The organism is Synergistota bacterium, from assembly GCA_025060595.1.
Taxonomy (GTDB): domain Bacteria; phylum Synergistota; class GBS-1; order GBS-1; family GBS-1; genus 42-11.
The window spans coordinates 80,032-100,156 of record JANXBX010000002.1 but is presented as its reverse complement, the minus strand read 5'-3'; the positions used below and the strand labels follow the sequence as shown (position 1 = coordinate 100,156).

At 43.3% G+C, this 20,125-nt stretch carries 20 protein-coding genes; all 20 read left to right on the top strand.

Going from position 1 to position 20,125, the window contains the following annotated elements; all coding sequences use genetic code 11:
* Positions 1–448: 448 nt before the first annotated feature.
* The 20 genes from NZ900_01860 to NZ900_01765 all read left to right on the top strand — a co-directional run bounded on the left by NZ900_01860 (position 449) and on the right by NZ900_01765 (position 20,086).
* Positions 449–1,603, top strand: coding sequence for an iron-containing alcohol dehydrogenase (locus tag NZ900_01860; GenBank protein MCS7232838.1), 1,155 nt, complete (start codon positions 449–451; stop codon positions 1,601–1,603).
* Between the two features lie 77 nt (positions 1,604–1,680).
* The gene (locus tag NZ900_01855; protein MCS7232837.1) at positions 1,681–2,685 is read left to right on the top strand and encodes a tripartite tricarboxylate transporter substrate binding protein; all 1,005 of its coding nucleotides are present in this window, start codon (positions 1,681–1,683) and stop codon (positions 2,683–2,685) included.
* Positions 2,686–2,777: 92 nt separating this feature from the next.
* A complete protein-coding gene (locus NZ900_01850) occupies positions 2,778–3,248 on the top strand; it encodes a tripartite tricarboxylate transporter TctB family protein (protein ID MCS7232836.1) in 471 nt (156 codons plus the stop codon).
* A gap of 27 nt (positions 3,249–3,275) precedes the next feature.
* On the top strand, positions 3,276–4,763 hold the full coding sequence (locus tag NZ900_01845; GenBank protein MCS7232835.1) for a tripartite tricarboxylate transporter permease: 1,488 nt from the start codon (positions 3,276–3,278) through the stop codon (positions 4,761–4,763).
* On the top strand, positions 4,750–5,508 hold the full coding sequence (locus NZ900_01840; protein MCS7232834.1) for an SDR family oxidoreductase: 759 nt from the start codon (positions 4,750–4,752) through the stop codon (positions 5,506–5,508). The genes NZ900_01845 and NZ900_01840 overlap by 14 nt, the downstream gene beginning before the upstream one ends.
* Positions 5,505–7,013: a gluconokinase gene (locus NZ900_01835; protein MCS7232833.1), complete on the top strand. Its 1,509-nt coding sequence runs from the start codon at positions 5,505–5,507 to the stop codon at positions 7,011–7,013. Before NZ900_01840 ends, NZ900_01835 begins: the two co-directional genes overlap by 4 nt.
* A gap of 12 nt (positions 7,014–7,025) precedes the next feature.
* A complete protein-coding gene (locus tag NZ900_01830) occupies positions 7,026–7,913 on the top strand; it encodes a dihydrodipicolinate synthase family protein (protein MCS7232832.1) in 888 nt (295 codons plus the stop codon).
* A gap of 19 nt (positions 7,914–7,932) precedes the next feature.
* A complete protein-coding gene (locus NZ900_01825) occupies positions 7,933–9,585 on the top strand; it encodes a dihydroxy-acid dehydratase (GenBank protein ID MCS7232831.1) in 1,653 nt (550 codons plus the stop codon).
* A gap of 70 nt (positions 9,586–9,655) precedes the next feature.
* A complete protein-coding gene (gene thiS / locus NZ900_01820; protein ID MCS7232830.1) occupies positions 9,656–9,856 on the top strand; it encodes a sulfur carrier protein ThiS in 201 nt (66 codons plus the stop codon).
* Between the two features lie 24 nt (positions 9,857–9,880).
* Complete coding sequence (locus NZ900_01815; protein MCS7232829.1) at positions 9,881–10,084, top strand: 4Fe-4S binding protein; 204 nt, start codon at positions 9,881–9,883, stop codon at positions 10,082–10,084.
* Complete coding sequence (locus NZ900_01810; GenBank protein ID MCS7232828.1) at positions 10,084–11,229, top strand: 2-oxoacid:acceptor oxidoreductase subunit alpha; 1,146 nt, start codon at positions 10,084–10,086, stop codon at positions 11,227–11,229. The genes NZ900_01815 and NZ900_01810 overlap by 1 nt, the downstream gene beginning before the upstream one ends.
* The gene (locus tag NZ900_01805; GenBank protein MCS7232827.1) at positions 11,222–12,055 is read left to right on the top strand and encodes a thiamine pyrophosphate-dependent enzyme; all 834 of its coding nucleotides are present in this window, start codon (positions 11,222–11,224) and stop codon (positions 12,053–12,055) included. Before NZ900_01810 ends, NZ900_01805 begins: the two co-directional genes overlap by 8 nt.
* 1 nt (position 12,056) lies before the next feature.
* On the top strand, positions 12,057–12,614 hold the full coding sequence (locus NZ900_01800; GenBank protein MCS7232826.1) for a 2-oxoacid:acceptor oxidoreductase family protein: 558 nt from the start codon (positions 12,057–12,059) through the stop codon (positions 12,612–12,614).
* Between the two features lie 3 nt (positions 12,615–12,617).
* Positions 12,618–13,769, top strand: coding sequence for an acetate--CoA ligase family protein (locus tag NZ900_01795; GenBank protein MCS7232825.1), 1,152 nt, complete (start codon positions 12,618–12,620; stop codon positions 13,767–13,769).
* A gap of 1 nt (position 13,770) precedes the next feature.
* Positions 13,771–14,634 carry a succinate--CoA ligase subunit alpha gene (gene sucD, locus NZ900_01790; protein MCS7232824.1) on the top strand — a complete coding sequence of 288 codons (864 nt, stop codon included), beginning with the start codon at positions 13,771–13,773 and terminating at the stop codon, positions 14,632–14,634.
* A 13-nt stretch (positions 14,635–14,647) separates the two neighbouring features.
* Entirely contained in the window at positions 14,648–15,643 is a 996-nt protein-coding gene (locus NZ900_01785) for a hydroxyacid dehydrogenase (protein MCS7232823.1), read from the top strand.
* A gap of 13 nt (positions 15,644–15,656) precedes the next feature.
* The gene (locus NZ900_01780; protein MCS7232822.1) at positions 15,657–17,543 is read left to right on the top strand and encodes an aldehyde ferredoxin oxidoreductase family protein; all 1,887 of its coding nucleotides are present in this window, start codon (positions 15,657–15,659) and stop codon (positions 17,541–17,543) included.
* Between the two features lie 13 nt (positions 17,544–17,556).
* Entirely contained in the window at positions 17,557–17,862 is a 306-nt protein-coding gene (locus NZ900_01775) for a UxaA family hydrolase (GenBank protein MCS7232821.1), read from the top strand.
* Between the two features lie 2 nt (positions 17,863–17,864).
* Positions 17,865–19,022, top strand: coding sequence for a UxaA family hydrolase (locus tag NZ900_01770; GenBank protein MCS7232820.1), 1,158 nt, complete (start codon positions 17,865–17,867; stop codon positions 19,020–19,022).
* 14 nt (positions 19,023–19,036) lie between these two features.
* Positions 19,037–20,086: an Ldh family oxidoreductase gene (locus tag NZ900_01765; GenBank protein ID MCS7232819.1), complete on the top strand. Its 1,050-nt coding sequence runs from the start codon at positions 19,037–19,039 to the stop codon at positions 20,084–20,086.
* Positions 20,087–20,125: the final 39 nt, after the last annotated feature.

Below are 20,125 nucleotides of genomic sequence, written 5' to 3'. Positions count from 1 at the left end.
CCTCTCATCTCCCTCCCTCCTTTAAGAGAGAATTAAGCCACCCTTAAGTGAAACTGGTATGATGTTCTGCCACCTTTTAATTTATTATTTAAAATACGATAATAGTTTGTATATGGTATGGTGGACTAACCAAATATATATTATAAAAACTGTTTGCTTTTTTTGTCAAGAATTTGTAGCATTGTTTTTAGATGAATCGTTTAGGTAAGATTCTAGAGCCTCTTTGCAATTGGACATGGGCTCCCTTGACTGGATCTCCTGTTTGTGATAATCTTAAAATGGAATACTGAGCATACCTATTCTTAGAAAGTATGCTCAGAATCTAATTTTTTTTCATACGAGAAGGTAAGCTGGTCTTTCCTCTCAGATTTTAATTTTTATTCTACCTTGTAAGTCAATGTTCAAGATAGTAGAAAGGCTTTGCCTTTCTCGAAAAGGAGGGGGTAAGATGTTTGTTAAGCCCTTTGTTTGGCAGATTCCAACGAAGCTATACTTTGGAGTTGGAGAGGCAGAGAAGATAGTAGATAGGGTAAACGAGCTTGGTGGTAAAAACGTTCTTATAGTTACCGATACTGGTGTCTTGCGCACAAATATAGTGGAGAAGATCAAAGGGAAGCTTGATGCTGCTGGTTTCAAAACCGAGGTTTTTTCTAAGGTTGAGCCTAACCCCACAGTTGAGATAGTGGATGAGGGCGTGAAGGTAGCTAAAGGGTTCGGTTGTGATCTTTTAGTTGCAGTTGGTGGAGGAAGCTCAATAGATACCGCTAAGGCTATCGGACTTCTTCTTACGAATGAAGGAGAGATAGGCTATTTCTGGAAGAACCCCCCAAAGAATAAGATCCTTCCGTTAATAGCTATTCCAACGACCGCTGGAACAGGAAGCGAGATAACATGGGTAACGGTTATAAAGGACACAAATAAAAAGGTTAAGATGGGGATAGGAAATCCTAAGCTTGCCCCTTCTATAGCTATATGTGACCCCCTCTTGACCGTTAGTATGCCTCCAAGCGTTACTGCGGCAACCGGTCTTGATGCCTTAACCCATGCTATAGAGTCTTATACGAATGTAATTACTGAACCTATATCGGAATCTATAGCTTTACATGCTATTTATCTTATAGGAAAATATTTAAGGGCTGCTTATGCAAAGGGAGATAACCTTGAGGCTCGCTATAACATGCTTCTTGGTAGTACCATGGCTGCTTTAGCCTTTGCGAACACCAAGCTTGGTGTGGTTCACGCTATAACTGCGGTCATGGGAGGATACTTCGATGTTCCTCATGGAGTTATAAATGCGATACTTCTTCCTTATGGTATGGAGTTTAATCTAATAGGTAACGTTTCCAAGTTTGCTAAGATAGCTGAGGCCCTTGGTGAAAATACTTGCGGTCTTACTGAGATCCAAGCTGCAAGGAAAGCGGTGGAAGCGGTTAAGGAGCTATGTAGGGATGTGGGTATACCTTCGAGCCTGAAAGAGGTTGGGATTAAAGAGGAGGCCCTTGAGGATATATGCCGTGAGGCGATGAATAACGTTGGTATCCCCATAAATCCAAGGACACCTACGGTTGAGGATCTTATCCGCATATGTAAAGCCGCTATGTGAAGGAAGGAGGTGGTATTTTATAACCGAGTATAAAGGTGAATCTGTCAAAAAAATTTAATTAGAAGGAGGGAAGAAAGATGAAGAAGTTTCTGGTTTTGTTGGTGATGGGGTTACTTGTTGTTGGATTAGCGGGCGGAGCGCTTGCTGCATATCCAACGAGGCCCATAACAGTGATCGTGCAGTTTGGCGCTGGTGGAGCGACCGATCAGGTTAACAGAGCCTTGGCAGCAGAGATGCAGCAGATATTGAAGGTTCCCATTAACGTTATTAACATGCCTGGCGCTACCGGTGCTGTAGCTACAGCTTATGTTATGGGTCAACCTCATGATGGTTATATCTGGCTTGGTCTTTCTGATAATATAAGGATGTATCAAGTTATGGATCTTGGTCCCTTCTCTTATAAAGATTTTCATATGTGGATCGCTGCCGCAGGTGTAGCTACCATATGCGTTAAGCCCGACTCTCCTATAAAGACGATGGATGACTTTATAAAGGCGATGAAGGAGGTAGGCAAGGACTTAACACTTGCTAACTCTGGTATAGCTAATGGCTGGCATATAGCTTTGGAGATGCTTAAGAAGGAAGTAGGAGGAGACTTTAAGATAGTGGTTTATCCAAGCGGTCGTGCGGCGGCAGCAGCTGCTGTAGCTGGGGAAACGAAGGCTGGTATACCTGGCTTAATGGAAGCCGTAGACTTGATTAAAGGCGGTCAACTTAAGATACTTGCACACTTTAACGATGAGGATATCGAGATAGAGGGTGTAGGTAAGATTCCCACAGTGGCAAAATGGGCTCCTAACATAAAGAAGTACCTGCCTTTCGGTGGTTGGTGGGGCATAGCTGTACCGAGGGATGTTCCACAAGAGGTTGTTGATGCTATAGATAAGGCTTATGCTCAGGCTGTTCAGTCTCCGAAGTTCAAGGAGTTCATCCAGAAACAGGCAATGATATATCTTGGTTATGACAGGAAGAAGTCTGAAGAGTGGGCAGCAAGGGAAACCTCTTTAGTTAGTTGGCTTTTGCATGATCTTAAGCTTGCCAGAAGATCTCCTGAGGACTTTAAGATTCCTAAGCCGGAGTAATAGTTCTATCTAGAAGGGTAATTGACGGCAGGTGGTTTTAAGGCCACCTGCCTTTTAAAGCATACTAAGATGATGGAGGCGATCCTTTTAAGATGGATAAGAGGAGATTCTTTTGGGAAATCGGTATATGTATTTCCGTTTTCTTGATAGGACTTTATGGCTTGCTCGAGTCTTTGAAGATGCCAAAGGGTACCCCTCATGATTCCCCTGGACTGACTCCCGCCTTTTTATCTGCCGTTCTTATGCTTCTTTCTTTAAGCCTTATTTTGTATCTTTTTATTAAAAGGGTGAGGGTAAGTGTTTTTCAAGTAAAGGAATATACATCTGAAAAGGATCTTGAGAAGATAAAAACCAGGAGACTTTTGATGTTTATAGTTTTAACAATTGCCTATGTTGCAGTTTTAGGCAAGATACCTTACACTTTGGCTACCTTTTTGTATCTAATAGGTTCCTATATTTATTTTAAAAGCACGAAGCTTTATATGGCTGTTGGTATAGCGGTTTTAGTAAGCTTAGGATTAGCATACTCCTTTGGAAAGCTCTTTGCGGTGAGGTTGCCCTAATGCTTAGTTGATAGGGGGGATGGGGTTTTGGAGAGCTTAGTCAGGCTTTTTGATGGTTTTATAAGCATGTTTGAGCCAAAGTTGCTGTTTTTAATGTCCATTTCATCTATTCTTGGAATAATAATCGGTGCTTTGCCTGGTCTTACAGCTACCATGGGTATAGCGCTTTTAAGCGGGATAACTTATGGATTAGCTCCAAAATATGCCATTCCAATGCTTGTTGCCTTGTATTGTGGTGGTATATATGGCGGTTCTAATAGCGCTGTTTTACTTAACATCCCTGGGACACCATCTGCAGCAGCAACCGCTATAGATGGATATGAGCTTGCTAAGAAGGGAATGGCTGGTGAGGCTTTGGGTTACGCTCGTTTAGCCTCCTTCTGGGGAGGGCTTATCGGGGTTTTAGCGCTGGCAGTTGCTACTCCTCTTCTTGCTAAGATAGCGCTTAAGTTTGGATCTTGGGAGTTCTTCGTCTTAACTATAATGGGTGTAATGATATGCGGTAGCTTAACCATGGGGGAGCTTCAGATTAAGGGATGGATCACTGGCTTTTTAGGCCTTATGACCGCTATGATAGGGATGGATAATATGACCACTTATCCTCGCTTTACCTTTGGTAGCTTGAACCTGTTAAGCGGTATATCTCTAATTCCGGCTTTGATCGGTCTTTTCGGCTTGACCGAGGTCTTCTGTGTTATGAGGGAGCCTGGTCAGGGAAAGCTTATGGTTGATCCTAAAAAGCTTAGGGTTACAGTTCCTTTACTTGGCGTTTTTAAATATTGGAAGACGACTATAAGGGCATCCATAATTGGAATAATCATAGGGATAATTCCAGGGGTAGGTGAAGATGTAGCTGCTTGGGTTAGTTATGGCACTGCAAAGAATGTAGGGATGGAAAGGGAGAAGATAGGAAAAGGCAGTCTTGAGGGGGTCATAGCTGCTGAGACCGCTAATAACGCTTGCATAGGTGGGGCCTCCATTCCTATGATAGCCCTTGGGATACCTGGTAGCGGTGCAGCGGCTGTGCTTTTAGGTGGTATATTACTTCACGGTATAAGGCCTGGACCTCTCATCTTTATTGAAGCTCCTCAATTCTTCTTTGACTATGTTGCCATGCAGGTTATGGCTAACTTTATGCTTCTTATCTTTGGTCTTCTTATAAGTAACATGCTTATAAAGATACTCCTTGTTAAAAAGGATGTGTTGATGCCTATTGTTGTTACTCTATGCGTCATAGGTGCTTATGCTGTTAACCATTCCATATTTGATGTCTATGTAACATTAGTTTTCGGCGTTGTTGGTTATATTTTGAGAAATAATGGATATCCTCTTGCTCCGTTTACCTTAGGTTTGATCTTAGGTAGGATGGCTGATGAGAACTTAAGGAGAGCCTTAACCTTAAATGAGAGTATAATTCCATTCCTTACAAGGCCTATTTGTATAATACTATGGGTTTTAATAATACTTATGATTCTTGGAAGAAGGAGGATAGAAAAAGCCCATGTTCGAGCTTAAAGGGATGGTCTCTCTTGTTACAGGTGGCTCAAGAGGTATAGGTAGAGCGCTCGCTGAGGGTTTAGCTGAGGCTGGAAGCGATATAGTATTGGTTAGTAGAACTCAGGAAGAGGTTGAAAAGGTAGCGCTTGAGATCTGGGAAAAATATAGGGTTAAATCGGTAAGCCATGTATGTGACGTTTCCAACCTTGAGAGCGTAAAGAGGATGATTAACTGGGTGGAAAAGCACTATGGAAAGCTTGATGTGGTAGTAAATGCGGCCGGCATAAATAAAAGATACCCTGCTCAAGAGTTTCCAGTTGAGGATTTTAAGGAAATCATAGAGGTTAATCTCTTTGGAGTGTTTTACGTTTGTAAGGAGGCTTTTAATCTTCTAAGGAGATCCTCTAATCCATCGATAATTAACGTCTGCTCGCTTACGGTTACGGAAGTAACCGTACCTAATATATGTGCCTACGCTGCCTCAAAAGGGGCTGTTGCCTCTCTTACCAAAGCCCTTGCTAAAGAGTGGGGGGCTTATGGTATAAGGGTGAATGCTATTGCACCCGGCTGGTATGAGACGAAGATGACAGAGGCCGTCTTTAAAGATAAAGAGAGATTAGAGCATATGGTTAAAAGGATCCCCTTGGGTAGGTTCGGTGTCCTGGAGGATCTAAAAGGGGTTGCTGCTTTCCTTGCCTCTAAGGAGGCTCGTTATATAACAGGTCAAATAATATTCGTTGACGGAGGTTGGACCGCTGCTTGAACAAAAAAATAGCCTTTGCTGGCGTTGACATAGGCACTACAGGTGCAAGGTGTTGTATTTTTGACGGCAATGGCGTTCTTTTATCTACCGCTAAGAGAAACTATAGGATGATTCAGCCTAAGATCGGCTGGGTGGAACAGAATCCCGATGAGATCGTAAGCGCTGTTTATACTTCTATGAGTGAAGCGTTATCTCAGCTTAAAGGCGGTTATGAGATTGAAGCTATCGGCTTAAGCAGTATATTTCATAGCATAATGCTTGTGGATTCAGAGATGAAGAAGCTTACAAACTTGATCATCTGGGGTGATAACAGGTCAACGGAGCTTCTTAAGAGGTATGCTAAAGCTTTTGATCATCTTTATGATCTTACAGGTTGTCCTCTTCATGTTAATTACCCCTTATCAAAACTCGTGTGGTTTAGGCATGAAGCTCCCGACCTCTTAGAAAAGGCCTCCAAGATAGTAATGATAAAAGAGTATATTTTATGGAACTTATCGAAGGTTAACGCTATTGATATATCCGTAGCTTCAGGAAGCGGTCTTCTTAATATACGAGAGAAGACATGGGAGAAAAGCATATTTGATGAACTTAAGATAAGCATGAATAAGCTTAGCCCTGCGGTTTCACCCTTAACCGTGATTGGCAAGATGGTCAGTGAATCAAGCTTTCAAACCGGCTTCAAGGAGGGTACTCCTATAGTTATAGGTGGTGGGGATGGTGCCTTATCCTCTCTTGGCTCTGGATCTATAGCTCGAGGAGTTATGGCCGCTATGCTTGGGACAAGCGGGGCTGTTAGAATGGCTGTGAATAAGCCTCTGACAGATAAGAGGCGAAGAACGTGGTGTTATATCCTAGATGATGAGACCTGGATAGTGGGATGTGCTATAAACAATGCTGGCCTTGTTATGGCTTGGTATTTAGATAATTTCTATCCGGAGCTGAAAGGGGAAGAGGATCCCTATAGGGAAATGGAAAGGTGGGCTTCTGATGTTGAAGCGGGATCCTCTGGTCTTTTATTTTTACCTTTCTTAACCGGTGAGAGATGCCCCTTCTGGAACGCTAATGCAAGGGGCGTTTTGTTCGGGCTTGCTCTTCATCATGATAGGCGACACGTTTCGAGGGCGATAATAGAAGGAGTTGCCTTTAGGATGAAGAGCATATATGAGGCTGTTTCTGAAGTAGCTGAGGTTCCTAAGGAGATAAGGGGAACAGGTGGATTGATGAGGTTCAGTTTATGGGCTAAGGTGCTTTCAAGCGTATTAGGAAGGCCTATAAGTAGAGTGAATATAGAGGAGGCTTCCTCTTTCGGTGCGGCGATAATGGCTATGAGAGGAGTTGGTTATATAAGTAGCTACTCGGAAATCTTGAACAAGGCTTTAGAGATCGTTGATGAAATCGTTCCAGAAAGCTCTTGGTTCGACTTATATAATAAATTATATGAATTATATAAGAGGCTCTATTGGAAGCTTCAGGAAGAGTTCGATGAAATCTGTACCTTTCAGTAAGGGGGTGTTTTAATGAGGTTTAAGTATCTTGAGGGAGTTATACCCCCCATGATAGTTCCCTTTGATGAGCATGGCGAAATAGATGAGAGAGCCCTGAGGGAATTTACAAGGTTTCTTTTAAGAAGCGTTGATGGGCTTTTCATATTGGGAACATACGGGTGTGGACCGCTTTTAAGAGTAGAGGAAAGAAAGCGGGTTGCAGAGGTTGTTGTTGAAGAGGTTAATGGGAAGGTCCCTGTTATAGTTCATGTGGGAAGCATAAGCACAAGGGATGCCCTTGAGCTCGCTAAGCATGCTGAGGCTATAGGGGCTGATGCCATATCTTCCGTACCTCCCTTCTATTATCACCATGCAGAGGAAGATGTATTTTACTACTTTAAGAGATTGCTTGATGCGGTGAGTATTCCTGTATATGTCTACAACAATCCCAAGACTGTAGGTTATGGGGTCAGTGTAAGCCTTCTTAAAAGGTTAGCGGAAGAGGGAATATATGGTGTTAAGGATAGCAGTTTCGATATCATGGTTTTATCCGACTACAAGAGGAAAGTGAATAAAGAGGGCTTCGATGTAGTAATAGGGACCGAGGCGTTATTTGTACCGGCTGCTTCCCTTGGCGTTAGAGCCTTCATACCGGGCTTAGGCAATGCCTTTCCTGAGCTCTGTAAAGAGCTTTATAATGCTGTTATAAATGGGTCTCCAAGGGAGAAGGTTATAGAAATTCACAATAGGGTTTTAGCGGTAAGGGATTTAATGAGGCTCGCTAATACCACTACGGTTGGGGCTTACACTATGGTTAACTTAAGAGGTATCAAGATGTATCCTAGGGAGCCATTTAGGCCAGCTAATGAGGAGATTAAAGAGAAAATGAGGGAAGCTTTAAGGAAATTAGGGCTTATTTGAGGAAAGGGGTTTTAATAATATGAATAGATTGAATCGTTTTCCGCGTTATGTGAAAGAGCTGATAAAGGGGCATCTTCTTTCAAACGGGTTTTCTCGTGATGATCTTGATAAGCCTATAGTGGGGATAGTTAACTCCTGGAATGAGATTGTTCCTGGTCATTATCCGTTAAGGGATTTAGCTCAAAGGGTTAAGGAGGGGGTTTATAAGGCTGGTGGGCTTCCCATAGAGTTTAACACCATAGCCATATGTGATGGTATAGCTCAGGGGCATAAGGGGATGAACTATAGTCTTCCAAGTAGGGAGCTGATAGCTGATTCAGTGGAGGCCATGGTTAAAGGGCACGATATATTTGATTCTCTTGTATTTTTGTCTTCCTGTGACAAGATAGTCCCTGGCATGCTTATGGCTATGGGGAGACTTGATATACCATCGATATGGCTCGGAGCTGGTCCGATGCATAACTTAATTAAGCCCAAAGACTCAAAAGGGGCAAGGAGAGCCTTCCTTGAAGGTAAGATATCCTCTGATGATCTCCTTGATGTTACTCAAATGTACTATCCTTGTCCTGGGATCTGTCCTTTCCTTGGGACGGCCAATACGATGTGTATAGTGGCTGAGGTTTTAGGTATGGGATTACCTGGCTCTGCCCTTTCTCCCTCGGGGAGTTCAGAGAGATCGCAACTGTCAAGGTTAACCGGGGAGGTAGCGGTTCGCTTAGCTAAGGAGGGACCAAAGCCATCGGAGATATTAACAAAAGAGGCCTTTGAGGATGCTATAGCAGTTTTGATGGCCTTAGGCGGCTCTCTAAATGCGGTTCTGCATATTCCTGCTATTGCCTATGAGCTTGGTATAGATATCAGTATGGAGGACTTTGAGAGGATAAGCGAGAAGGTTCCATTGATAGCTGAGATAACTCCAAACAGCGATGAGAATACGGTTATAGACCTCTACTTTTCTGGTGGAGTTTCTGCGGTTATGAGAGAGCTTTCTTCCATTCTTCACCTTGATAGGATAACCGTTTCTGGCAAAAGCTATAGAGATATCCTGAAAGAATATAGGGGTTTAAAGCCCATAAAATCCATAATAAGGAATTTAAGCGATCCAGTTTCTAAGGGAGGATCTATAAAGATTCTTAAAGGAAACTTAGCTCCTCAAGGTGCTTTGCTTAAGGTTTCTGCATTAAAGGAGAGCTTCGTCGAGCGATTCGAGGGGGTTGCTAGAGTCTTTAACTCCGAAGATGAATTTATGGAGTATGCTTCTAAGAATGCTCTTAAGGAGGGAGAGGTAATAGTTATTCGCTATGAGGGGCCTCGAGGGGGCCCAGGTATGAGGGAGCTTCATCGCTGTGTTGAGATAATAAATAGATATAAGAATGTGGCTTTGATAACAGATGGAAGGTTAAGTGGTGCATCTTATGGAATATCTGTAGCTTACGTTTCGCCTGAGGCTGCCGCTCGCGGTCCAATAGCTGTAGTCCAGGATGGTGATCCTATAAGAATAGATATCAAGGATAAAAGGGTGGATCTTTTGATATCTGAGGAGGAGTATAGAAGAAGGATGAGCGATTTCACTCTATCCATCGAGCGTGGCTTTATTCATAAAAACAGTTACTTGAGGTTTTATGAAAGATTTGCGGAAAGCGCTTCTAAGGGAGCGGTAAGAAAAATTTGAGTTTTATAATTGAATGTAGTTAGTATACTTGGTATAATGTGGTTAATTCTGTGGCAAGGGGGAGCGCTTCATGTTTGTCAAGGTCAATAATAAAACGATTGAAATATCTAAAGATATTAGTATAGGGCAGTTTTTAGAGAGCCTTGGATATGATGTGTCCTCTAACACGGTAATGGTGAATGGAGATGTTTTACCTAGAGATGAGTATTATAGGAGGCTAGTTAAGGAGGGGGATGAGATAGTAGTTATCTATCTTATGGCGGGTGGTTAGACCTTCGTAAAAGAGGTGGTAATTTTGCCGAAAAAGTTTAAGGTTAATCTTAACCCGAAGTGGTGTAAATCTTGCGGCATATGTGTGGAGTTCTGTCCTAAGAGAGTTTTTGAGTTTTCTAAGGATGGAAAGGTTAGGGTGGTACGCGAGGGGGATTGTATAGGTTGTAAAAACTGTGAGCTAAGATGTCCTGATTATGCGGTTGAGGTCTGGGAGGAGGAAGCTTAATGGGTGATAAGAATAGGATCATGTTCATCCAAGGTAATGAGGCGATAGCGGAAGCGGCTATAATTGCGGGTGCGAGGTTTTTTGCCGGTTATCCTATAACACCAGCCACCGAGATAGCGGAAGTCTTGGCTTACAGGATGCCCCAGGTGGGAGGGGTTTTTATACAGATGGAAGATGAGATAGCAAGCATAGCTGCGGTAATAGGTGCATCTATGGCGGGCTTTAAAGCTATGACTGCAACGAGCGGTCCTGGCTTTACCTTGATGCAGGAAAACATTGGCTATGCGATAATGGTTGAAGCCCCCTGTGTAGTGGTTGATGTTCAGAGGGGTGGGCCGAGCACAGGATTGCCTACTTTGCCTGCGCAGGGAGATGTGATGCAATCCAGGTGGGGGACCCATGGGGATCATCCCATTGTTGTTTTAAGCCCAGCAACGGTTCAGGAAGCCTTTGATCTAACCATTAAAGCCTTCAACATATCTGAGCTTGTACGGAACCCTGTTATACTTCTTACAGATGCGGTAGTAGGGCACTTGAGGGAAAAGATGATTATAACTGATGAGGGTGAGATAGAGATAATAAATAGGAGAGAGACGAAGCTTCCCCCTGAACAGTATAAACCCTGTAAGGGTGGGGTAGATTTCGTTCCCGATTATGCTCGTCCTGGTACCGGTTATAGATATCATGTTACGAGCAATGTTCATGACGAGGAAGGCTTTCCGGCGACTTATAGCCACAAGGCGGCTGATGAGCTTATAAAGAGGCTTCACAAGAAGATAGATTATTACAGAGATAAGCTTACCTATTATAAGAGCTACTATGCTGAAGATGCAGATGTCTTGATAATTACCTATGGTTGTACCGCTCGCTCTGCTAAGGATGCGGTGAAGATCTTAAGGGATAAGGGAGTCAAAGCTGGGCTTCTTCAGCTTCAGACTATATGGCCCTTCCCTTATGATGTGGTTGAAGGGTATGCTAAGAAGGCTAAGCTTGTGGTTGTCCCTGAGATGAACATGGGACAGCTGATAGGGGAGATCGAAAGGGCTATTAAAAGAGAGGCTCTCGGTGTAAATAGGGCAGATGGAAAGATGATCTCTCCCGCTGAGATAGTGGGTGCAATTAAAGGGGTGCTTAAGGATGGTTAACATAAAGAATTACCTTAGGTTAAACAAGCTACCTCATATATGGTGTCCGGGATGTGGAAATGGCACGGTTGTAAGAGCTCTGATCACTGCTATAGATAAGCTTGGCTTTAAGAAAGATGAGATAGTTGTTTTTACTGGAATAGGTTGCTCCGCGAGAACAAATGCTATTCTTGATTTTAACACCATTCAGACTACTCACGGTAGGACTTTGGCTTTTGCGACCGGCTTTAAGCTTATGCGTCCTGAGATGAAAGTGATAGTCATTACTGGGGATGGTGATGGTGCAGCAATAGGGGGAAACCACTTGATACATGCCGCAAGGAGGAACGTGGATATAACCACCATATTGATAAATAACAGTATATATGGGATGACCGGTGGGCAATATTCTCCTTTGAGCCCTCAGGGAGCATATGCTACTACCGCTCCTTATGGAAACATTGAACCGCCCTTTGATATATGTGAGCTTGTTAAGGCGGCAGGTGCTACCTTTGTTGGAAGAGGAACCGTTTACCATATTCACTTGACCATTGATCTTATAACAAAGGCTCTTTCTCATAAGGGCTTTAGCTTCGTTGAGGTTATATCTCAATGTCCTGTAGGTTACGGAAGGAGAAACAACATGAGAAGCCCATATGAGATGCTTTTGTGGCAGAAGGAACATGCGATTATGGTTAAGCAAGCTGATAAGTACTCTAAGGAGGATTTAAAGGATAAGTTCTTGATAGGCGAGCTTTGGGTAAATCATGAAAGGACTGAGTTTATGGATTCCTATAATGCCTTGGTAAAGAGGCTCTCTGAAGGGATGAAGGGTGGCGAAGTGTAATATGAGGAAAGAGATATTGTTAAGCGGTTACGGTGGGCAAGGCTTGGTATTAGCAGGGATCATACTCGCTGAAGCTGCTGTTCTTTATGAGGGTAAGAACGCTACGCATAATCAATCCTATGGCCCTGAAGCAAGGGGTGGAGCAAGCAGGTCAGAGGTGATAATAAGCGACGAGGAAGTAAACTACCCTGAGATAGAAAGCCCTGATATACTTCTTGCGATGACTCAGGATGCCATAGATAAGTATGGGGGTAGCGTGAAAGAGGATGGAGTAGTGATTGTCGATACTCTCTATGTTAAAGATTTGAATCCGGTTTCGAAAGTTAAGTCGATTTATAAGTTTCCTATAACTGAGCTTTCCATAAGGGAAACGGGTAAACCTCTTTCAGCGAATGTGGTTGCCTTAGGCATACTCGTTGAGGCTACAAAGATAGTCAAAAGGGAATCCTTGGAGAAGGCGGTCTTAAATAGGGTTCCACCGGCAACAAGGGAAGTAAACTTAAAGGCCTTGAGAGCTGCCTTTGAGCTCTTTAATAAGGGGTATCAGGAGGGGGGTTAGGCTTTGAAGCTTCTTGAATACCAGGGCAAGGAATTCTTAAGCTCATTGGGCATTATCGATGTTCCTAAAGGGATGGTTGTTCAAAGTCCAGAGGAGGCTCAAAATGCCGTAAAGGAGATAGGGAAAAAAGCGGTTCTTAAAGTTCAGATTCCCACTGGTGGAAGGGGAAAGGCTGGGGGAATAAGGCTTGTTTCTGATCCGGAAGAGGCTAAAAAAGTGGCTTCCGAGCTATTAGGAAGGGATATAAGAGGCTTTAAAGTTAATAGACTTTTGGTTGAGGAAGCGCTTGAAATAGAAAGAGAGATGTATATTGGTGTAACCATAGACCCTCAAAAGGGAAAGCGCGTTTTTATGTTTTGTGATTCTGGTGGTATGGATATAGAGGAGATAGTCAGGCTTTATCCTCAGAAGCTCTTAAGGATAGATAAATATCCAAGTGAGCCTTTTAGAGAATACGAGGTAAGGAGCTATTTAAGGGAAAGAGGTTTTAGTGGAGAGCTTCTGGTTAAGCTTTCTAAGTTAGCTTATACGATGTTTGAGGCCTTCGTTAAATCAGATTTATTAATCTTAGAGATTAATCCCTTGTGCCTTTTAAGGGATGGTAGGTTAGTTGCTGCTGATGCTAAGGTTGAGGTGGATGATAACGCCTTATTTAGGCAGAAGCGTTTTCTTGAGTTTGAAACATCTAGCTTTGAGGATGAGATGGAAAGGGAAGCTAAGGAAGTAGGGGTAAGCTATGTAGGTCTTGATGGTGATATCGGGCTCATATCAAGCGGTGCTGGCTTGGGCATGTGTACGGTAGACCTAATGGCCGATGAAGGATTAAGGCCTGCTAATTTTCTTGAAACTGGTGGAGGGATAACCGCTAAGCTTCTTAGAGATTCCATAAGATTGCTTTTAAAAAGAGGTAACATAAAGGCTATCCTTATTAACCTTTATGGTGGGGTTAACTCTCTTATAGAGGCGGCAAATGGGATTAAAGAGGCGAAGGAGAGCTTCGCTAAGGATATTCCTATAGTGGTCAAGGCGATTGGAAATCAGGAGAAAGAAGCTTGGGAGATATTAAGGAGTGCTGGCGTTCACCTTGTCTACACCTTTCATACGGAAAGGTTGGTTGATCTTTTGAAAGAGGTTTTAACGAAGCGAGGTGAGTAATTTGGCTATTCTTTTAACTCGTGAAACTAAAGCTATAGTTCAGGGTATAACTGGAAGGGTTGGAAGCATCCAAACGAGGTGGATGGTTGAGTACGGTACCAATATCGTAGCTGGTGTAACCCCTGGAAGAAAAGGGGAAGTGGTTTATGGGGTTCCAGTCTTTGATGATGTTAAGGAGACAGTTGAGCTTTTTGGAGCTAATGCTTCTGTGATCTTTGCCCCACCTTTTGCGGCTAAAGATGCGGTTTTTGAGGCTATAGATGCGGGAATAAAGCTTGTAGTTGTCGTTCCTGAACATATTCCTGTGGCTGACACTATGGAGATGCGCGAGATGGCAAAAAATAGAGGAGCTTACATGCTTGGTCCTACTACTCCTGGGGTTATAACCCCTGGTGTGGGTAAGCTTGGCATAATGCCTGGTAATATGTTTAAGCCCGGAAGAATTGGCGTTATATCAAGGAGCGGAACGCTATCTTATGAGGTCTCTGGTTATTTGAATGAAGCTGGCTTTGGTGAAAGCACCGTTGTAGGTATAGGAGCTGATCCTGTCACTGGTATGGATATGTCAGAGATACTTGAGCTCTTCGAGAAGGATGAGGATACCGAGGCTGTTGTTATAGTGGGGGAAATAGGAGGGACCCGCGAGGAGGAAGCAAGCGAATTTATAAGGAAGATGAGTAAACCTGTTATAGCATACATTGCTGGTAGGTTGGCTCCTCCTGGTAAGAGAATGGGGCATGCTGGTGCGATAATCCAGGGTGAATCAGGCAGCTTCCGTAGCAAGATAGAAAAGCTCGAAGGGGCAGGTGTTAAGATAGCTTTCAAGCTTTATGAGGTTCCCCATATATTAAAGAAGCTACTTTAGAGGAGGGCTTTTTATGGAAAAGAGAAAGTTATTACTTATGCAAGAGATTCACCCTGATGGCCTTAAAATGCTTGAGGAATCTGGCATAGATTACGAAGTATCTTCAAGCTTAAAGGAAGACCACATTCTTAATGTAGTTGGGGAATACGATGGTATAATAGTTAGAGTTACTCCTTATATATCTAGAAGGATTATTCAAGCTGCTAAAAGGTGTTTGGTAATAGGTAAGCATGGAGCTTTGGTTGATAATGTGGATCTGGATGCTGCCAATGAATTTCGTATTCCTGTGGTTTATGCCCCTGGATCTAACGCTAACGCTGTAGCGGAGCATACAGTTGCCCTGATGTTAGCTGTGGCTAAGCACATATGGGATGCTAATGTCGAATTTAGATATCATGGGAACTATAGCTATAGGCTTCAGGTTAAAAGTATAGAGCTTTTGGGAAAGACCTTGGGTGTTATAGGCCTTGGTAACATAGGTAGAAAGGTAGCCAGAATATGCAGGTATGGTTTTTCCATGAAGGTCATCGGTTATGACCCTTATATAACAGAGGAAATCCTTGAAAGGGAAGGCTTAAGAGATGTAGAGCTCACTCAAGATCTGGATTATTTGCTCAGGACCTCGGATTTTGTTACCATACATATACCTGCCGTTAAGGAAACGGAAAAATTTATAGGTGAAAGGGAATTATCCTTGATGAAGAAGAGCGCGATATTGATTAATACTGCAAGGGGTTCAGTAATCGATCAGAGGGCGCTTTATAACGCGCTTAAAGATGGAGTTATAGCTGGAGCCGGTCTTGACGTTTATGACCCTGAGCCTCCTTCAGCTGATGAGCCCTTGCTTAAGCTTCCAAATGTGGTTGCAACTCCTCACATGGCTGCTCATACGGAGGAGACCTTATCTAACATGGCGAGAATGGTCTGTAAGAATGTTATTATGGTACTGAAAGGTGAAAGGCCAGATAATATAGCTAATCCTCAAATTTGGGAAATAAGAAAAAGATAGGAGGGTGATAAGATTGGCTTACGGTTTTTGGAACAGGATAGCTCTTGTGGATCTTTCCAATATGACTGTGGAGTATGAAAGTCCGGGAGAGGCTTTCTTCAGAAGGTATATGGGTGGAGGATGCTTGGGAAGCTATTATGTAGCTAAGCTTGCCAAGCCTGGTACTGATGCCTTTTCTCCTGAGAATGTGATAGTTTTCGCTCCAAGTGTTGCTACAGGTGTTCCTGTCCCTGGCTTTGCAAGGCACTCTGCCACTGCGATATCTCCCTTAACAGGTGGGATCTCAGATAGCGAGGCTGGTGGCTTTTGGGGTGTAGCTTTAAAGGGCGCTGGTTTAGATGCGATAGTTGTTAAAGGGTGCGCTTCTAAGCCGGTTTACCTTTTCGTTAAGGATGGGAATGTAGAGATAAGGGATGCGTCTCATCTTTGGGGTAAGCTCAATGGCGATGTCCTAAGAGAGGTGGAGGCTGAGCTTGGTGAAAAGGGCTTAAGAATACTTGGGATAGGCCCTGGTGGAGAGAACCTAGTTAGATTTGCTTGCATAATTTGCGACCTTCATGATGTGCATGGAAGAGGCGGCTTAGGTGCTGTAATGGGCTCGAAGAAGTTAAAGGCCATATTGGTGAAGCCTACTAAGAAGATTCCTTTCCACGATGAGGAAAAGCTCAAGAGCATAGCTAAAGCCTTTGCCGGTAGGTTCAAGGATATCCCGGGGCAGTTAAGGCTTTATCAGTGGGGAACCACAATGGCACCTAAGATGTATAGCACTGCTGGTATGCTTCCAACCTATAATTGGAGGGCTGGTGTTTTCGAGGGAGCGGAGAAGATATGCGGTGAGCATATAAGCACTATAATGTCTTTTGAAAAAACCGGTTGCTATGCTTGTCCAGTTAGGTGTAAGAGATTGGTTAAGGAAAGCGAACCTTTCGAGATAGATGAGGAATATGGAAGCATTGAGTTTGAATCCTTAGCTGCCTTAGGTTCTTACACTGGCGTAAGCGATCCTCATGTGGTTTGTAAGGCTATAGAGCTTGCTAATAGGTATACAATAGACACCATATCCTTAGGCGGTACAATAGCCTTCGCTATGGATTGTTACGAAAATGGAATACTAACGAAGGCAGATACGGATGGGCTTGAGCTTAAGTTTGGAAATAAGGATGTAATAATTCCCTTAATTGAGAAGATAGTCAAGAAAGAGGGCATAGGAAAGATATTGGCCGAAGGTTCAAGAAGGGCCGCTCAGATAATAGGCAAAGGCGCTGAAAAGTTCGCTGTTGAGGCCAAGGGAGTGGAATATCCTGCTCATGAACCGAGAGTTAAAAGGTCCTTAGCCTTAGTTTATGCCGTATGTCCTATAGGTGCGGATCACATGGCGAGTGAGCATGAGCCAAGCATAGGCCCGGATGCTACGGATGCAAGTCTCGCAAGGTTAGGAACCTTTGGCTTCGTGGAAAGGCTTCCTTGGACCGATCTCGGTGAGAAAAAGGTTAGGTTTGTATATTACACGATGATGGCTTACAGCATGCTTAACTCTCTTGATATATGTATGTTCTGTATGGCCCCTACGAGAACCCTTACCTATAAAGAGGTGGTTGAATCAGTAAGTGCTGCTACCGGTTGGGAGGTTAGCCTCTGGGAGCTAATGAAGGTTGGAGAAAGAAGGCTTAACATAATGAGAACCTTTAACGTTAGAAGCGGTATAGATTCCAGAGAGGATAGGCTTGCTGACAAGATGCTTTTACCCTTAGAGGGTGGTGGACCTCATCAAGGTAAGTTCGTTACCAGGGAAGAGTTTGAAAAGGCTAAGAAGGTCTACTACAGGATGTCTGGCTGGGACGAGAACGGGGTTCCCTATCCTTGGAAGCTTCAAGAGCTTGACCTAGATTGGTTGCTTTAATGGTGGTGAGTTGATGAAAAAGGTCATAGTTATGAGTGAGCTTGATAATGTTGCCACAGCTCTTGAGAGTATAGACTTGGGGGAAGGGATCTCAGTAGATATATTCGGAAGGGGATGGGAGCTTAAGGCTAAGGCTCCCATCCCCTTTGGTCATAAGATAGCTATAAGGCCTATTAAGAAGGGCGAGAATGTCATAAAGTATGGTGAGGTAATAGGGGTAGCGACTGAAGATATAGATATTGGGGATTGGGTCCATGTTCACAATGTAGCGAGCTTAAGGGGAAGAGGAGACTTGATTGAAAAGGAGAGAAGGGGGTAGTGATGACTCTTTGGGGTTATATAAGACCAGATGGTTCCGTTGGTATCAGAAATCATGTATTGGTTATCTCAAGCGTCGTATGTGCAAATGAGGTAACCTCTTCGATCTCAAACAGCGTCCCTGGTACAGTTTACGTTGTCCATAATGAGGGATGTGGGCAACTTGGCATCGATTATGAACAGACTTTAAGAACCCTTATAGGCTTTGGTAGAAATCCGAACGTTGCTTCTGTTTTAGTAATAGGGTTAGGTTGCGAAAAGCTTGATCCGCGGGTTTTAGCGGATGGAATATCTTCCTCAGGTAAAAGGGTTGAGGTTTTGGTTATTCAAGAGGAAGGTGGTACGATCAAAGCTAAGGAAAAAGGGATAAAAATAGCGGAAGAGCTCGTCTCAGAGGCTTATAAGATGAAGAGGGAGCCTATAGATCTTTCCTCTATAGTTTTAGCCTTGGAGTGTGGCGGTTCTGATGCTACCTCTGGAATAGCAGCTAATCCTGCCATGGGGTTTGTCTCCGATTACGTAGTTAAGGCTGGTGGAACCTCTATATTATCTGAGACTCCAGAGTTTATAGGAGCTGAGCATATACTTGCTAAGCGTGCCATAAGTGAAGAAGTGGCAAGAAAGGTTTTTGAGATAGTGGAACGAGCCGAAAAAAGCGCCTTGGCTATGGGTGTAGATCTAAGGGGTACTCAACCTACGCGCGGTAACATAGAAGGCGGTATAACCACGATCGAAGAGAAATCCTTAGGCTGTATATATAAAGCTGGAAAGTCCCCCATTCAAGGGGTAGTCGAATACGCTGAACCTCCGAAAGGTAAGGGTCTATGGATAATGGACACACCTGGACACGATGTTCAATCTATAACTGGTATGGTTGCTGGAGGTGCTCAAGTAGTTTTATTTTCCACTGGGAGAGGCACACCTGTGGGATGTCCCATAGCTCCCGTTATAAAGATAACGGGAAATCCCATGACTTACGAGAAAATGAGGGATAACATCGACATTAACGCTGGAACGATAATTTTAGGCTTAGAGACTATAGAAGATGTGGGTCTGAGGATATTGGAAGAGCTATTTTTAGTTATAAACGGGAAGATGACGAAGGCCGAAGCCTTAGGACATAGGGAATTTGCCATTACAAGGATTGGGCCAACAATGTAAAAAGGGAGGATACCATGCCCCTTTTAGTTTCCTATGAAAGGTTAAAAGACATAGCGATCCAGGTACTAAGACAGCTTGATGTTCCCTATGAGGATGCTTTAACCACGGCTGAATCTCTTCTTTCAGCAGACTTAAGAGGGATTGATTCTCATGGTATATCAAGATTTCCTACTTACGTTAAAAGAATTAAATTAGGTCTTATAAGGGCTAAGCCTAACATAAAACTATTAAGAGAGTCTAAAACTATCGCTCTTCTTGATGCAGATAACGGTCTTGGGCAGGTTGCAGCTAAGCGCGCTATGGAGCTTTGTATAAGGAAGGCTAAAGAGAGCGACATTGCGGTTGTGGGTGTGAGAAACTCTAACCATGTGGGTATAGGAGCCTATTATGCTATGATGGCCCTAAAAGAAAGCATGATCGGCTTCTTCGCTACTAATACTGCAGCCTTAATGGCTCCTTATGGAGGGTGTGAGCCTATCCTGGGTACGAACCCTTTTGCTCTTGCTATACCTGCTGGGGAGGAGATTCCCATAGTCCTTGATATGTCTACTAGCGTGGTCCCAAGGGGTAAGATTGAGCTAGCCTTAAGGGAGGGCAGAGATATACCGGAAGGCTGGGCTATAGATAAAGATGGTAATCCTACTACTAATCCGGAAAAGGCCTTAGCTGGTGCTTTGCTTCCTCTCGGGGGTCCAAAGGGTTATGGTTTATCCGTAGTTATAGATATACTTTCCGGATTGCTCATGGGATCCTCCTATGGAAGAGAGATAAAATCTATGTTTACTGATTTTACGAGACCTATGGGTGTTGGGCACTTCATGATGGCTATAAATATAGATAGCTTTATGCCTATTGAGGAATTTAAAAGAAGGGTTGATGATTACATAAGGGTTATTAAGGGTTCTAAAAAAGCAAAAGATGTGGAAGAGATCCTTCTTCCTGGTGAGAGAAGCTACAAATTAATGCAAAAAAGATTGAAAGAAGGAATACCGATAGATGAGAAAACTATGGAGGCTATAAGGGAAGCTTTATGTATAGTGGGGTTGGATTTTAGAGGCTTATAGGTGTATTAAGGATAGCCAAAAGGAGGTGAATACTGAGGT